13 protein-coding genes are annotated in these 14908 nt (G+C 63.0%); 12 read left to right on the top strand and 1 reads right to left on the bottom strand.

Features of this window, described 5'->3' with window-relative positions:
* Nucleotides 1-15 precede the first annotated feature (15 nt).
* The 4 genes from gspN (at nt 16) to ACH2DG_RS01930 (ending at nt 4992) form a co-directional block, all read left to right on the top strand.
* Nucleotides 16-822 carry a type II secretion system protein N gene (gspN, locus tag ACH2DG_RS01945; RefSeq protein ID WP_395024126.1) on the top strand — a complete coding sequence of 269 codons (807 nt, stop codon included), beginning with the start codon at nt 16-18 and terminating at the stop codon, nt 820-822.
* A gap of 97 nt (nt 823-919) precedes the next feature.
* On the top strand, nt 920-3238 hold the full coding sequence (gene gspD, locus ACH2DG_RS01940) for a type II secretion system secretin GspD (protein WP_395024030.1): 2319 nt from the start codon (nt 920-922) through the stop codon (nt 3236-3238).
* Between the two features lie 19 nt (nt 3239-3257).
* A complete protein-coding gene (locus tag ACH2DG_RS01935) occupies nt 3258-4619 on the top strand; it encodes a GspE/PulE family protein (protein ID WP_395024029.1) in 1362 nt (453 codons plus the stop codon).
* A gap of 88 nt (nt 4620-4707) precedes the next feature.
* Nucleotides 4708-4992 carry a hypothetical protein gene (locus ACH2DG_RS01930; protein ID WP_395024028.1) on the top strand — a complete coding sequence of 95 codons (285 nt, stop codon included), beginning with the start codon at nt 4708-4710 and terminating at the stop codon, nt 4990-4992.
* Nucleotides 4993-5007: 15 nt separating this feature from the next.
* Here ACH2DG_RS01930 and ACH2DG_RS01925 read toward each other — a convergent pair whose 3' ends face one another.
* Complete coding sequence (locus ACH2DG_RS01925; protein WP_395024125.1) at nt 5008-5658, bottom strand: TetR/AcrR family transcriptional regulator; 651 nt, start codon at nt 5656-5658, stop codon at nt 5008-5010.
* A 250-nt stretch (nt 5659-5908) separates the two neighbouring features.
* On the opposite strand from ACH2DG_RS01925, the gene ACH2DG_RS01920 reads away from it, so the two are divergent.
* The 8 genes from ACH2DG_RS01920 (at nt 5909) to ACH2DG_RS01885 (ending at nt 14872) form a co-directional block, all read left to right on the top strand.
* On the top strand, nt 5909-6778 hold the full coding sequence (locus ACH2DG_RS01920; RefSeq protein WP_395024027.1) for an ABC transporter ATP-binding protein: 870 nt from the start codon (nt 5909-5911) through the stop codon (nt 6776-6778).
* Complete coding sequence (locus tag ACH2DG_RS01915) at nt 6775-7656, top strand: branched-chain amino acid ABC transporter permease (protein ID WP_395024026.1); 882 nt, start codon at nt 6775-6777, stop codon at nt 7654-7656. Before ACH2DG_RS01920 ends, ACH2DG_RS01915 begins: the two co-directional genes overlap by 4 nt.
* A 12-nt stretch (nt 7657-7668) precedes the next feature.
* On the top strand, nt 7669-8706 hold the full coding sequence (locus tag ACH2DG_RS01910) for a branched-chain amino acid ABC transporter permease (protein ID WP_395024025.1): 1038 nt from the start codon (nt 7669-7671) through the stop codon (nt 8704-8706).
* A 48-nt stretch (nt 8707-8754) separates the two neighbouring features.
* A complete protein-coding gene (locus ACH2DG_RS01905; protein WP_395024024.1) occupies nt 8755-9942 on the top strand; it encodes an ABC transporter substrate-binding protein in 1188 nt (395 codons plus the stop codon).
* A gap of 45 nt (nt 9943-9987) precedes the next feature.
* On the top strand, nt 9988-10809 hold the full coding sequence (locus tag ACH2DG_RS01900; protein WP_395024023.1) for an ABC transporter ATP-binding protein: 822 nt from the start codon (nt 9988-9990) through the stop codon (nt 10807-10809).
* Nucleotides 10810-10978: 169 nt separating this feature from the next.
* A complete protein-coding gene (locus tag ACH2DG_RS01895; protein ID WP_395024022.1) occupies nt 10979-12802 on the top strand; it encodes an AMP-dependent synthetase/ligase in 1824 nt (607 codons plus the stop codon).
* A 63-nt stretch (nt 12803-12865) separates the two neighbouring features.
* Entirely contained in the window at nt 12866-13648 is a 783-nt protein-coding gene (locus ACH2DG_RS01890; protein ID WP_395024021.1) for an enoyl-CoA hydratase/isomerase family protein, read from the top strand.
* 36 nt (nt 13649-13684) lie between these two features.
* Nucleotides 13685-14872, top strand: coding sequence for an acetyl-CoA C-acyltransferase family protein (locus tag ACH2DG_RS01885; RefSeq protein ID WP_395024020.1), 1188 nt, complete (start codon nt 13685-13687; stop codon nt 14870-14872).
* The last annotated feature ends 36 nt before the right edge of the window (nt 14873-14908 follow it).

Raw genomic sequence — 14908 nt, 5'->3', positions numbered from 1 at the left:
CGCATTTCCATGTCCATGTCTCGCTCGCACCCGACCACGACTGCTGCCAGGACCGCGCGCGCACCCTGGCGCTGGGCAGTAGCCGGAGCATGCATGGGCGGAGCGGCGGCGCTGGTGGCATACGCACCCGCCTATTGGCTGGCCCAGGGCCTTGCCTGGGCAACCCAGGACCAGTTGCAACTGCGCGAAACGGGCGGCACGGTCTGGAACGGATCGGCCCAGTGGGTGCTGACCGGTGGCAAAGCCAGCCGCGACCAGATGGCGCTGCCCGGTCGGGTCGATTGGCAATTGCGCCCCCAGTTCACGGGCCTTGCCATGCGCTGGAATGCGGACTGCTGCATGGCAACGCCGCTGCCCATCCATATCCAACCCCATTGGGGTGGCGCCACCATCACACTGGCATCGCACGAAAGCCGCTGGCCTGCTGCCCTGCTGGCAGGCCTGGGCACACCGTGGAACACCATCCAGGCCCAGGGACAATTGCTGCTCAAAACGCGTGATCTTTCGCTGGCCTTGAATGCAGGGCGCCTGCAGGTGCAAGGCGGCGCCGAGTTGGATGCCATGGCCGTGACATCGCGCCTGTCCACCATCCAGCCTTTGGGCAGCTACCGGGTGCAGGTGCAAGGCGGCGACATGACCACCTTGCAACTGTCTACCCTGGACGGCGCCCTCCAACTGCAGGGCAAAGGCCAATGGGTTGGCCAGCGCCTGCGTTTTCAGGGTGAGGCCTGGGCGGCCGAGGGCCGCGAAGCAGCCCTTGCCAATCTCTTGACTATGATTGGGCAGCGCAACGGCAAGCGTGTGCTGCTATCGGTGGGCTAGATGAACGCTCCCCTGAATCGCTTCGCTTTCGCCCCCAAGAGGACGATGAATATGGATAGCGCCCATTTGGTGCCCTGCGACCTGAATGACTGAATTTATGAAGAATCTCACACAGAACAGCGTTCGATTTGCTCTGCATTCAATCGCAGCAAGCCTTTTGCTGGCGGGCGCCACAGGCAGCATCCATGCACAGACCGCTGTCAGCACGGCCACATCCAGCATTCGCCCGGGCGAGCCGGTGACGCTGAACTTTGCCAATGCGGACATCGAATCCATTGCCCGTACCATGGCCACCATCACCGGCAAGAATGTGGTGGTGGATCCGCGCGTCAAGGGCACGATGAACCTGGTGACCGACAAGGCGGTAACGCCGAGCGCCGCCTTCGAGCAGTTTCTTGCCGCGCTGCGCCTGCAGAACTACACCGTGGTCGAAGCCGCAGGCCTGTACAAGGTAGTGCCCGAGGCCGATGCCAAGCTGCAGGGCGGCACCGTGCGCATCAGCCAGGGCGGAGCCGGTGGCCAGGTGCAGGGCGGCGGCCAGATCGTGACCCAGATCTTCAAGCTGAACTACGAAAACGCCAGCAACCTGGTTCCCGTGCTGCGCCCGCTGATCAGCCCCAACAACACCATCAACGTCAACCCCGGCAACAACTCGCTGGTCATCACCGACTACGCCGACAACCTGCAGCGCCTCTCGCGCATCGTTGCCAGCATGGATGTGGCCAACGCCAGCGATGTCGAGATCGTGCCGCTGCAGCATGCCGTGGCCAGCGACATCGTCCCGCTGCTCCAACGCCTGGTGGAAGGTGGCAACGCCGCCACCAGCAGTGGCGGCGTGCCGAGCGCTGCTGCGCAACCCGGCGGAGCCCAGGCGGACAATGCCTACCGCACGGCCATCCTGGCGGACAGCCGCACCAACAGCATCCTGCTGCGCGCGGCCAATCCGGCCCGCCTGACGCAGGCCAAGAACCTGATCAGCAAGCTCGACAGCCCGAGCCGGGGCGACGCTTCCGGCAACATCCACGTCGTGTACCTGCGCAATGCCGATGCCACGGCGCTTGCCACCACCTTGCGCGCGGCGCTGACCGGCCAGGATGGCGGCGGTGCCAGCCCGGCCACCAACCTGTCGGGCAGCAGCCAGAGCAGCAGCACCCGCATGGGCGGCAGCACTTCGCTGGGCGGCACATCCTCGGGATCGCTGGGTACCAGCACCAGCAACAACAGCACCCTGGGCGGCAACAACCGCCTCAATACCGGCACGGCCCTGAGCAGCAGCACCGACACCGGCAGTGCCACTGGCGGCATCATCCAGGCCGACACCGCAACCAACTCGCTGATCATCACCGCGCCAGAGCCGCTGTACCGCCAGATCCGCGCCGTGATCGACCAACTGGACAGCCGCCGCGCCCAGGTGCTGGTGGAAAGCCTGATCGTGGAAGTCAGCGCCGAGAAGGCCGCCCAGTTTGGCGTGCAGTGGCAAAGCCTTCTTGGCCAGGGCAACAACGTGGTGGGCATACTGGGCAACAATTTCAGCGTGGGCGGCGCCAACCTGTTCGACCTCGCAGCAGGCATTGCCACCGGCCAGAACAATGGCAACTATTCTGGAGCAAAGCCCAGCGCAGGCATGAACGCAGGCATCGCCTTCAAGCACAACGGCGAATATGTGCTGGGCGCCCTGGCCAACCTGCTGCAATCCAATGCGGATGGCAATATTCTGGCCACGCCCAATCTCCTGACCCTGGACAACCAGGAGGCGCAGATTCTGGTGGGCGAAAACCGGCCATTCGTGACCGGCTCCTATGCATCCACCAACAGCACCAGCACGGTCAATCCCTTCACCACGGTCGAGCGCAAGGATGTGGGCCTGACCTTGCGCGTGCGCCCGCAGATCAATGCCAATGGCACGGTCAAGCTGACCATCTACCAGGAGACCTCCAACGTCATCGACGGCACGGCCAAGGACACCAACGGGCCCTCCACCACCAAGCGCTCCATCGAGTCGACCGTGCTGGTGGATGACGGCTCCATCATCGTCATCGGCGGCCTGTTGCAGGACCAGTACTCTGGCTCTGTGCAGAAGATCCCGTACCTGGGCGACCTGCCCGGCATTGGCGCGCTGTTCCGCAGCGACTCCCGCTCGCGCAAGAAAACCAACCTGATGGTGTTCCTGCGCCCCGTTGTCATGCGCGATGCAGATACCACGCGCCAGGTCAGCCTTGACCGCTACGACCTGATGCGCGGCCTGCAGATCAGCAACCAGCCGACACCGAGCACCATGGTGCCGGTCAACGATTCGGCCATCATCACGCCGATGTCACAGCAAACCTCCGGCACCCCGCTGGGCTACTCCGAAGCGCCAGTGTTGCAGGCACCAGCACTCACCGTCACGCCGCAAGGCATGCGTTTCGAGCCTTGATCGAAGAACGGTTGACCCGATGCGCCACCCCCTGCCCTATGCCTTTGCGCGCAGCAGCCAGTTGCTGCTGGAAGAAGATACCGGCCAGTACCTGCTGTGGCACGGCGCCGTGCCCAACGGCGCCGCACTGTCCGAGGTGCTGCGCAAGTTTCCGGTCCAGCACCTGGCCCAACTGGCCGATGCCGAGCTGGCCCAGCGCATCAGCGCTGCCTACTCGCACAGCGAATCGAACGCCGCCACCGTGATCAGCGAAGTGGAGGAAGGCACCGATCTCTCGCGCATGATGCAGGACATTCCGGCGGTGGAAGACCTGCTGGAATCCGCAGGTGATGCGCCCATCATCCGCATGCTCAATGCCTTGCTGACCCAGGCCGCGCGTGATGGAGCCAGCGACATCCACATCGAGCCCTACGAGCGCCATTCGAGCGTGCGCTTTCGCATCGACGGCGCGCTGCGCGAAGTGGTGCAGCCACACCGCGCACTGCACGCCGCACTGATCTCGCGCCTCAAGATCATGGCCGACCTCGACATTTCGGAAAAGCGCCTGCCGCAGGATGGCCGCATCAGCCTGCGCCTGGGCACGCGCGCCATCGACGTGCGCGTCTCCACCCTGCCCAGTGCCCATGGCGAGCGTGCCGTGCTGCGCCTGCTGGACAAGAGCGAAAACAAGCTCAGCCTCGGCTCGGTCGGCATGCAGGGTGAAACCCTGCGCCGCTTCGAAAAGCTGGTGGCCCAACCACACGGCATCGTGCTGGTGACCGGGCCCACGGGCTCGGGCAAAACCACCACGCTGTATGCCGCGCTGAGCCAGCTCGATGCCAGCCAGGGCAACATCATGACGGTGGAAGACCCGATCGAATATGAATTGCCCGGCATCGGCCAGACACAGGTCAACCCCAAGATCGACCTGACCTTTGCCAAGGCCCTGCGCGCGATCCTGCGCCAGGACCCGGACATCATCATGATTGGTGAAATCCGCGATTTCGAAACCGCGCAGATAGCCATCCAGGCCTCGCTCACGGGCCACCTGGTGCTGGCAACGCTGCACACCAACGATGCCACCAGCGCCATCACCCGTCTGACCGATATGGGCGTGGAGCCGTTTCTGCTGTCGTCATCGCTCCTGGGAGTACTGGCCCAGCGCTTGGTGCGCCGCGTGGATGACACCGAGCCCAGCGGTTACCGCGGCCGAACCGGCATCTTCGAGCTGCTGGTGGTGGACGACCAGATCCGCGCGCAGATCCATGCGCAGGCGCCGGAATCCGAGATTCGCGGCGCCGCCATTGCCGCCGGCATGCACCTGATGCGCGACGATGGCGACCGCCTGGTGCGCGAAGGCATCACCACCGCCGAAGAAGTGATGCGCGTCACCCGAGACTGATTCCGGATTCGATTTCTAATAACGCGCCGCATCCCCCGATAAACCCGTGCCGGACGCCAGCTGACCCGGTGTTTGCGACAATTGCCGCATGATCGACTCCCTCACCCAATGGGCCGCTCCGTACGGCGGCGCCCTGTTTGTTGCCATGACGGCGCTGGCCGTCGTATCGCTTGCCGCACTGTGGCATCTGCGCCCGCGCCTCTCGGGCCAGCAACTGCGGCGCATGATGCGCGTTGCAGCCCTTGTGGCCCTGGCGGGCTCCTGGGTGGCCATGCAGCAGGGCGAGCAATACCTGGCCACAGCGCTGCTGATCCTGCTGTGGGGCATTCTGGTGGGAATCACCTGCGCGCGCGAAATCGCCAGACGCAGATAAGCTGCCTGCAAGCCGTCACATCTCAGGCACTGGCCCCTTGCGGGTCGGTGCTTTTTTTGTGCCAGGCTTGCGTGTAACTGTCGGCGAGGCCGGCACCGGCATCAACACCCCGCAGAGCAGTTGCTCCACGCACTGGTCAATCACCTGCTCTGCCGTGTAGTCGCCATCTTCCTGGTACCAACGGCCAATCCAGCTCAGCGCACCGGCAATCACAAAGGCTGCCATCTTGGGATCACAGGGGCGCAGCAGGCCTTGCTCTATCCCCTGCGCCACCAGCTTGCGGAACTCGTGGTCGATGGCTGACTTGAGCCTGCGCAGTTCCTTGCGGCTTTCAGCGGGCACCTGCTCGTCTCCAACGCGGATCAGGCAGGTGCCGAAGGGCTGGATCACGATGGCCGCATAACTGCGCATGCAGGCCTGCAACTGGTCCAGCGCATTTCCTCCTGCCTGGCGCGACGCCTCGATACCGTCCAGCGTCATGTGCAGGCCCTTGCGCACGCACTCCAGCAAAATCTCGTCCTTGTTCTTGACGTAGTAGTACAGCGTAGGCTTGGAGACCTGCAGGCGCGCGGCAATATCGTCCAGAGAGGTGGCAGGAAAGCCGCGCTCGTTGAACATCTTCGCCGCGGTCGTCAGCACCGCATTGCGCTTGGCCTCGCGCAGCATCTCACGGCTGGGCGCACTGGCCCAGGGCGAGTCCTCCACCACCGACCGACCCGTGGTCCTGCCCGATCGAGATGCCACTTTGCGCTGTTTATCTGTTGATTTAGCAACTGTTGACGCCATCATCATTCCTCATCGGAGCGGGAAAGTACCGATGCCATACGGGATCATCATCTTCAAAATCTACTCACGAGTAAAGAGTCTACGCAAAAGTAGATCATCACCGCATCGAACATACCCGTAGAGGAAGCCGATGGAGACAAGACAGCCAGGCAGTGCCAACGCAACGGCCCCTTTGTTGCAGGTAGATGGAGTCACGCTGGCGTTTGGCGGCGTCAAGGCGCTGTCAGGCGTGGGCTTTGGCGTGCAACCAGGCTCGATCACCGCCGTCATCGGTCCCAATGGCGCAGGCAAGACCTCGCTGTTCAATACCATCTCCGGCTTCTACCGCCCCACCGGCGGCAGGATCCACTTCCAGGGCCAGGACATCACACGCATTTCCGCGCCCCGCAGGGCAAAGCTGGGCCTGGGCCGCAGCTTCCAGAACATTGCGCTGTTTCGCGGCATGACGGTGCTCGACAACATCAAACTGGGCCGCCACGCCCACCTCAAGACCAATGTATTCGACGCCCTCTTCTACCTGGGCCGCGCCCGCCGGGAAGAAGCCGAACTGCGCCGCGATATTGAAGAGCGCATCATCGATTTCCTCGAAATCGATCACATCCGCCACGCGCCGGTTGCGGCCCTCTCGTACGGCCTGCAAAAGCGCGTGGAAATGGCGCGAGCCCTGGCCATGCAGCCGCAGATTCTGATGCTGGACGAGCCCGTGGCCGGCATGAACCGCGAAGAAACCGAAGACATGGCGCGTTTCATTCTGGACGTGCGCGCTGAATGGGGTGTCACGGTGCTGATGGTGGAGCACGACATGGGCATGGTGATGGACCTGTCCGACCATGTGGTGGTGTTGAACTTCGGGCAGGTGATTGCCCAGGGCACGCCCACCGTGGTGCAGGCGGACCCCGAAGTAGGTCGCGCATACCTCGGGTCGGGCGATGTGGGCGAACTGCGCCGCAAGCTCCAGGCCGCTGCGAGCCCAGCCACCGCAACTGCAGGAGCGGTATGATGGATTGGGCCTACCTGTTCGAGATCAGCCTGACGGGCCTGGCCAGCGGCGGCCTCTATGCGCTGGCGGCGCTCGCCTTCGTCATGGTCTACAAGGCCACACGCGTGGTCAATATCGCCATTGGCGAAATGCTGATGGCAGGCGGCTACCTGTTCTTCACCTTTGCCGCCATGTGGGCACTGCCACTGTGGCTGGCCATCCCGGCGGCCGTGCTGGCCTGTGGCCTGCTCGGCGCGGTGATTGAGCGCACCATGATCCGCCCGCTGCTGGGCGAGCCGCCCATCTCCGTCTTCATGGTCACCGTGGGTCTGTCGTCGGTCTTGATTGGCCTGGTTGAAATGATCTGGACTGCCGACCAGCGCCGCCTGCCCGAGTTCATGCCCAACCAGCCCATCATGGTGGGCGAAGCCTTTCTGGCACCCAAGGTGTTCTGGGGGGCGGTGATTGCAGCAGTCCTCATCGCGTGCGTATTGTTGGTGTTCCGATTCTGGCGCGGCGGCGTTGCGCTGCGGGCAACGGCCAGTGACCAGGCTGCCGCCTATTCGGTCGGCATCAATGTGCCACGCGTCTTTTCGCTGGCCTGGGTGGTGTCGGCCATGCTGGCCGCCATCTCCGGCATCATCGTCGGCTCCATTGGCGGCATCTCGTCAAGCATGGGCGTGTTTGGCCTGTCTGTACTGGTGGTGGTGATCGTGGGCGGTCTTGACAGCGTGCTGGGCGCCCTGATCGGTGGCCTGATCATCGGGCTGGTGGAGGCGCTGGCGGGTGCCTACCTGGGCGGCGAGTACAAACTGCTGGCCACCTTTGTCGTGCTGGTCATCATTCTGATGATTCGGCCCTATGGCCTGTTTGGCACGCACGAGATCGAACGTCTTTAAGGGCACAACACCATGCGCATCGGAACCCTCAAAGAAAGCTACACCGCAGACGCCGCGCTGTTCGACTCGCGCACGCAAAAGCTCTGGCTGGCCATTGCCGCCGCTCTGCTCGTGCTGTTTCCCTTCATGGCCAGCGATTACTGGCTCTATCTGGCATGCCTTGTGGCCATCCATGTGGCAAGCGCCACCGGTCTCAACATCCTGACAGGCTACACCGGCCTGGTCAGCCTGGGCCAGGCCGCCTTCATGGGGCTGGGCGCCTACACGGTCGCCATTCTGCAAACCCGCTGGGGTACGCCGTTCGCATTCAATCTGCTGGCTGGTGGCTTGGTAGCCATGGTGGGCGGCGTCATCGTTGGTATTCCATCGCTGCGCGTCAAGGGGCTGTATCTGGCCATTGCCACGATTGCCGCCTCCTTCATCGCCCATTTTCTGTTCGCCAACCTCAAGATCACCGGTGGCACGGCAGGCATCTCCATGCCGCCCGCGCGCATGCTGGGTATCGATCTGGACACATCGTTCCGCCTGTACTGGCTGATCGTGCCGGTGACGGTGCTGATGCTGCTGGGCGCAGCCAACCTGTTCCGTACCCGCATCGGCCGCGCCTTTATCGCCATCCGTGACCGGGACATCTCGGCGGAGGTGCTGGGCATTCCGCTTCTGCGCTACAAGCTGCTGTCGTTTGGCCTGTCGTCGTTCTATGCGGGGATCGCAGGCGGCCTGTGGGCGTACTTCTTTCGGGTGGTCACGCCCGAGAGTTTTCCGCTCACCATGTCCATCTTCTTTCTCGCAGCCATCATCGTGGGCGGCATGGGCTCCATCCTGGGCGGCATCCTGGGCGCAGTGTTCATGACCATGGTGCCCGAGCTGCTCAAGCTCATCGTCGATCTGCTGCCCGGCGGATCGGAGCTGACCGTTTTCCTCTCGCCCGTGCGCTTGATCATCTTCGGCGGGCTGATCATCGCCTTTCTGGTGTTCGAGCCGCTGGGGCTCGCAGAAATGTGGCGCCGTGTGCGGCGCTTCTTCCACCTGTGGCCTTTCCGCAATTGAATGGTGTGGGCCACCGATTTCCTCTCAACAGAATCACAGGAGACAAGCATGGAGCAACCACACATTTCGCTCAAGCGCCGCAATCTGATGCTGGGAGCCGCTGCGGCGGGCGTGGCGACACTGACGCAGCCCCTGTCGGTGCTGGCCCAAGGCGCCGATGAGATCGTCATCGGCGGCTCGATTCCAATGACCGGCGTGTTCGCCTTTGCCGGGGTAGGCATCAATGCCGGCATGCAGGATTACGTGAAAATCATCAACGACGCAGGCGGCATCAAGGGCCGCAAGGTCAGGTACGTGCCTGAGGACACCGGCTACAAGGTCGATGTCTCGGTCGCCACCTTCAAGAAACTCACGAGCCAGAACAAGATCAATCTGTATTACGGCGACAGCACCGGCTTTGCCAAGACCATCAACCCCGAGTTGGATCGCAATGGCCAGATTCTGATGGCAGGCGCCTCGTTCGCATCCGAGCTGAACGACCCCAAGAAATATCCCAACCAGTTCCTCGTCGGGCCGGATTACACCGAGATGTTCGGCATTCTGCTCAAGCACATCGCCAAGGAAAAGCCAGGGGCCAAGGTCGCCTTCGTCTACTCGGATTCGGAATTTGGCCGTGACCCGATCGAAGCGAGCGAAGCCGCGGCCAAAAAGCTCGGCCTGTCGGTGCCGATCAAGATCATGACACCCGCAGGCAGCGTGGATGTTTCCACCGAAGTCATCAAGCTGCGCCGTGCCGCGCCCGACTACACCATCTTCCACGGCTACATCCTTGCGCCCATCCCGGAATTCATCAACCAGGGCAAGCAGCAAGGCATGAAGAGCAAGTGGATGGGTACCTTCTGGACGATGGACAGCTCCACCGTCATGAAGATGGGCGAAGCCGCCGACGGCTTCATGGGCGTCATGCCTTTCCGCTACTACTACGACACCGAGAAAGCCCCAATGCTGGAGAAGATTCGCGCCATGCGGCCCGAATACCAGAGTACCGCCTACGTCCAGGGGTTTCTGGCGGCCATGCTGTTTCTCGAATCTGCCAAGCGCTGCCTCGATGCCGGCAAGCCGCTGTCGGGCCCCAACCTGAAGGCTGCGCTCAACAGCCTCAAGGAATTCGACACCGGCGGTCTGATCGGCGTGCCCATCACCATCAGCGGCAACTCGATTCCGGTTGGCCGCGTCTACCAGGCCGATATGAAGGCCCAAAAAATGGTGGCTGCCTCTGATTGGATCAAGTTGTGAACTCCCCCCTGATCGAGCATGCACAGTGACGCTCTGCCAATGACCATGACCGAAACCGGCTCGGACCATGTCCTCGAAGTGAACAACATCGAGGTCATCTACAACAAGGTGGTACAGGCCCTGCGCGGCCTGTCGCTGGCGGTGCCGCGTGGGCAGATCGTGGCACTGCTGGGCAGCAACGGCGCCGGCAAAAGCACCACGCTCAAGGCCGTATCGGGTCTGCTGGCGCTGGAGAATGGCGCGCTTGAATCAGGCACCGTGCGCTTTAACGGCGCCAGCACCGCCGGTATTGCGCCCCAGCAGTTGGTGCGCCAGGGGTTGAGCCATGTGATGGAAGGCCGCCGCGTGTTTGAAGACCTGTCGGTGGAAGAAAACCTGGTGGCGTCCACCTATGCGCTTTCTGGCCGCCAGCAAGCCGCAAAGCCGGACTTTGACCTGGTCTACACCTACTTTCCGCGCCTGCACGAGCGGCGCAAGGGCCTGGCCGGCTACCTGTCGGGCGGCGAGCAGCAGATGCTGGCCATTGGCCGCGCGCTGATCGCACAGCCCGAGCTGATTCTGCTGGACGAGCCCTCGCTTGGCCTCTCTCCCAAACTGACCGAAGACATCTTCGGCATCATCGCCCGCATCAACGCCGAACGCGGCACCTCCATGCTGCTGGTGGAGCAGAACGCCACTGTGGCGCTGGCAGTAGCGCACAGCGGCTACATCATGGAAAACGGCAAGATCGTGATCGACGGCACGGCCGAGCGCCTCGCCAGCGACCCGGATGTGCGCGAGTTCTATCTGGGCATGGGCGGCGGCGGCGAGGCAAAGAACTTCAAGGACATCAAGCACTACAAGCGCAGGAAAAGGTGGCTGTCTTGAAAGAACAACCTCCTGAGGCGCTGCGCGCCTTCCCCCCATTCCCGCTTCGCAAAACGATGTGGGCAGGGGGACGACACCCTCGGTGCGAGGCAGCCCTTCCTCGGTGCCGCGCACCTGGACCGTGCCAGTTTTTAGGGATACGTCGGGTACGGCGTACTGGATGGGCGCTATGAATCTTCCTGAACTCACCCTGCCCCAGATGCTGCGCCAACGCGCCCGCACCGATGCGCAGCGCATCGCCATCCGGCAAAAGGATTTTGGTATCTGGAAGCCCATCAATTGGGCGCAATACTACGAGCGCGCCTGCCACTTCGGCCTGGGTCTGGCCGCCCTGGGAATGACGGAGCGCGGCCATGTCGGCGTCATTGCGGAGAACCGCATCGAATGGGTGCTGGCCCAGATGGGTGCGGGGCTGATCGGGGCCATCACCGTGGGTGTCTACCCCACCAGCCCCACGTCCGAAGTGGCCTATGTGATTGGCCACGCCGATATCGAGATCATGGTCTGCGAAGACCAGGAGCAAACGGACAAGGTGCTGGAAGCACTGCCCGACCTGCCGCTGCTGAAAAAAATCATCGTGATGGAAACCAAGGGCCTGCGCAGCTTTGCCCCCGAGGTACGCGCGATGATCACCACATTCGACGAGGTGGAGAAGCTCGGTGCTGCCAACCGCCAGTACCACACCATCGACGAAGCGCTGGCCCGACAGACGCTCGATGACATCGGGCTGATGATCTACACCTCGGGTTCCACCGGCAAGCCCAAGGGCGCGATGATCTCGTGGCGCAACATGCGTGGCGTGGCGCCTGGCATCATCGAGCGCCTGCAACTCGATATGCGCACGACGCACCTGTCCTACCTGCCGCTGTGCCATGTGGCAGAGCAGATGCTCACCACGTTCTGCCCCATCTATCTGGGCTCGCAGGTCAATTTCGGCGAATCCATCCGCACCGTGCAGGAAGACCTGCGCGAGGTCGCGCCCAGCATGTTCCTGGGCGTGCCGCGCATCTGGGAAAAACTCCATGCCGCCATCACCATCAAGACGATGGAGACTGGCCGCCTGCGCAGAGCGCTGTACGCCAGGGCCTATGCGGCATGCGCGCCGCTGGCCGAAAAGCCGCGCAGCCGCTGGACCATTGGCGAGCGGCTGCGCTTTGCCGCCAGCTACTGGCTGGTCTTTCGCGCGCTGCAGAACTTCATCGGCCTGCGCGAGGCCAAGGTGGCGCTCACCGGCGCCGCCCCCATTCCACCCGACGTAGTGCGTTACTTTCGCGTGCTGGGTGTGCCGCTGGTCGAAGTCTATGGCCTCACCGAATCCACCGGCATGATCACCGGCCACCGGCTGGACGATGTCGTGGTAGGCACCGTGGGGCCAGTCACGCAAGGCGTGGAATACCGTCTTGGTCAGGCGGGCCCAGCAGATGACCCCAGCCAGGGAGAGCTGCAGATCAAGGGCGAGATGGTATTTGCCGGTTATTACAAGAACCCCGAGGCTACGGCCCAATCCATCCAGAACGGCTGGCTGCACACGGGCGATGTGGTGCGCGAGGTGCAAGGCCAACTCAAGATCGTCGACCGTCTCAAGGACATCATGATCACTGCTGGCGGCAAGAACCTGACGCCATCCGAGATTGAGAACACAATGAAGGGCAGCCCCTACATCAAGGAATGCATCATCGTGGCCGAAGGCCGCAAGTTTGTTGCAGCGCTGGTGCAGATCGACTATGAAACCGTCGGCAAATGGGCCGAGGCCCGCCGCCTGCCATTCACCCACTTCCGCTCGCTGGTCGATACTCCGCAGGTGCGCGCACTGATCGATGCGGAAATCAGCGATGGCAACCACCGCCTCGCCCAGGTCTCGCAGATCCGCAAGTTCCACCTCTTGCAGAAGGAGTTGGACCACGACGACGGCGAAGTGACCGCCACCATGAAGGTGCGCCGCACCAGCATCTACAAGACCTATGCACAAGAGATCGAGGCGCTGTACCAGTAATCTCGCGAATGGCGGCAGCGCAAACCTTGCATGCGCATCAAGCTATCGATTCAGGAGCAAAACATGACATCCACCGCGACCTTGCTCATACAGCGCCAGGCAGGCATTGTCACCCTGCAGTTCAATCGGCCCGAAGCGTTCAACGCACTGAATGTGGAGCTGGCACAGGAATTTGCCGCCGCAATGCGCTCGCTGTCAGCCGACCAGGGACTGCGCGCCCTGGTGCTGCAAGGTGCGGGCAAGGCGTTCATCGCAGGCGGCGACCTGGCCACTCTGCAGGCCAACCCCACGCAAGGCGCCAAGGATTTGCTGGAGCCCTTGATCGAGGCGGCCACCCTGATGCACCAGCTGCGCGCCCCCATCATCGCGCAGGTACATGGCGCGGTGGCAGGCGCTGGCCTGTCACTGATGATGCTGTGCGATTTTGTGTTGGCCGCGCAGGGAACACGCATGAACCTGGCCTACATCAACATCGGCGCCAGCTGCGACATTGGCGCATCGTGGACCTTGCCGCGCCTCGTGGGTCTGCGCCGCGCGCTGGAAATTGCGATGCTGGGCGAGAACCTCGACGCCGATGAAGCCCTGCGCCTGGGCCTTATCAACCGCGTGGTGCCTGCTGCGGAGCTACAGGCCGCCACCACCGCGCTGGCAGAGCGGCTGGCCAATGGTCCCACACTAGCCTATGCGCAAATGCGGCGCCTGATGCGCAGTGGCTTCGAGCGCGATCTGCCCACGCAACTGCGCGCCGAAGGCGAAGCATTCTTGCATTGCGCCCAAACGCATGACCTGCCCGAAGGCATCAACGCCTTTTTTGCCAAACGCCAGCCACAGTTCATTGGCGCCTGAGCCATCCCATCCTTTTGCATATCCTCGGAGTTCCCCATGTCCCATCGTGATGTATTCGTCGCCAGTTGCGTCCGCACCGCCATCGGCACCTTTGGCGGCAGCCTCAAGGATGTGCCCAACAGCCAGTTGGCCACCATCGTCGTCAAGGCGGCCATCGAGCGCGCGGGCATTGCAGCCGATGCGGTCGGCCACGTGGTGATGGGCAATGTGATCCCCACCGACACCAAGGATGCCTACCTCGCGCGCGTGGCCGCCATCGATGCGGGCTGCCCGATCGAGACGCCCGCGATGAACGTGAACCGCCTGTGCGGCTCGGGCCTGCAGGCGATTGTTTCGGCAGCGCAGGCCATTGGCTATGGCGACTGCGATATCGCTGTGGCGGGCGGCAGTGAAAGCATGAGCCGGGGCCCTTATTTCGACCAGGCTGCGCGCTGGGGCCAGCGCATGGGCGATGCAAGGAGCATCGACTATATGCTGGGCATCCTGCACGATCCGTGGCAGAAGATGCACATGGGTATCACCGCCGAAAACGTGGCCGAGCGCTACCGCATCAGCCGCACCATGCAGGATGCGCTGGCCGCGCAAAGCCAGCAGCGCGCCGCTGCGGCCATTGCGGCAGGGTATTTCAAGGAACAGATCACGCCCGTACTGCTGGAAACCCGCAAGGGCACCACCGTGTTCGACACCGACGAGCATGTGCGTGGCAGCACCACCGCCGAAGTGCTGGCAGGCATGAAACCGGCCTTCAAAAAGGATGGCGGCACAGTGACCGCTGGCAATGCCTCGGGCATCAACGACGGCGCAGCTGCCCTCACCCTGGTGGCTGGCGACCGGTTGGCTGCGCTGGGCATCCAACCGCTGGCGCGCCTGGTAGGCTGGGCGCATGCAGGTGTGGAGCCTGCGTACATGGGTATCGGCCCCGTGCCAGCCACACAAAAGCTCATGCAGCGCACCGGGCTCACCGTGGGCGACATGGATGTGATCGAAGCCAATGAAGCCTTTGCCGCGCAGGCCTGCGCGGTGATTCAGGAACTGGCGCTGGATCCTGCCAAGGTCAACCCTAATGGGTCAGGCATTTCGCTCGGCCACCCGGTGGGCGCCACCGGCGCCATCATCACCACCAAGGCGATCTATGAGTTGCATCGCACCGGTGGCCGCTACGCCTTGGTGACCATGTGCATTGGTGGCGGTCAGGGCATTGCGGCGATTTTCGAGCGGGTGTAAGCAGCCTTACCTCATACCGATATCCACAGTCAGCAA

The organism is Comamonas odontotermitis, assembly GCF_040396735.1.
Lineage (GTDB): Bacteria > Pseudomonadota > Gammaproteobacteria > Burkholderiales > Burkholderiaceae_C > Comamonas > Comamonas odontotermitis_C.
Note: the sequence above shows the minus strand (reverse complement) of the source record. Positions and strands in the feature narration are given on the sequence as shown.

Coding starts and splice junctions, on each gene's coding strand:
- gspN (WP_395024126.1), top strand. CDS start 16: ATGTCTCGCTCGCACCCGACCACGACTGCTGCCAGGACCGCGCGCGCA.
- gspD (WP_395024030.1), top strand. CDS start 920: ATGAAGAATCTCACACAGAACAGCGTTCGATTTGCTCTGCATTCAATC.
- ACH2DG_RS01935 (WP_395024029.1), top strand. CDS start 3,258: ATGCGCCACCCCCTGCCCTATGCCTTTGCGCGCAGCAGCCAGTTGCTG.
- ACH2DG_RS01930 (WP_395024028.1), top strand. CDS start 4,708: ATGATCGACTCCCTCACCCAATGGGCCGCTCCGTACGGCGGCGCCCTG.
- ACH2DG_RS01925 (WP_395024125.1), bottom strand. CDS start 5,658: ATGCTGCGCGAGGCCAAGCGCAATGCGGTGCTGACGACCGCGGCGAAG.
- ACH2DG_RS01920 (WP_395024027.1), top strand. CDS start 5,909: ATGGAGACAAGACAGCCAGGCAGTGCCAACGCAACGGCCCCTTTGTTG.
- ACH2DG_RS01915 (WP_395024026.1), top strand. CDS start 6,775: ATGATGGATTGGGCCTACCTGTTCGAGATCAGCCTGACGGGCCTGGCC.
- ACH2DG_RS01910 (WP_395024025.1), top strand. CDS start 7,669: ATGCGCATCGGAACCCTCAAAGAAAGCTACACCGCAGACGCCGCGCTG.
- ACH2DG_RS01905 (WP_395024024.1), top strand. CDS start 8,755: ATGGAGCAACCACACATTTCGCTCAAGCGCCGCAATCTGATGCTGGGA.
- ACH2DG_RS01900 (WP_395024023.1), top strand. CDS start 9,988: ATGACCGAAACCGGCTCGGACCATGTCCTCGAAGTGAACAACATCGAG.
- ACH2DG_RS01895 (WP_395024022.1), top strand. CDS start 10,979: ATGAATCTTCCTGAACTCACCCTGCCCCAGATGCTGCGCCAACGCGCC.
- ACH2DG_RS01890 (WP_395024021.1), top strand. CDS start 12,866: ATGACATCCACCGCGACCTTGCTCATACAGCGCCAGGCAGGCATTGTC.
- ACH2DG_RS01885 (WP_395024020.1), top strand. CDS start 13,685: ATGTCCCATCGTGATGTATTCGTCGCCAGTTGCGTCCGCACCGCCATC.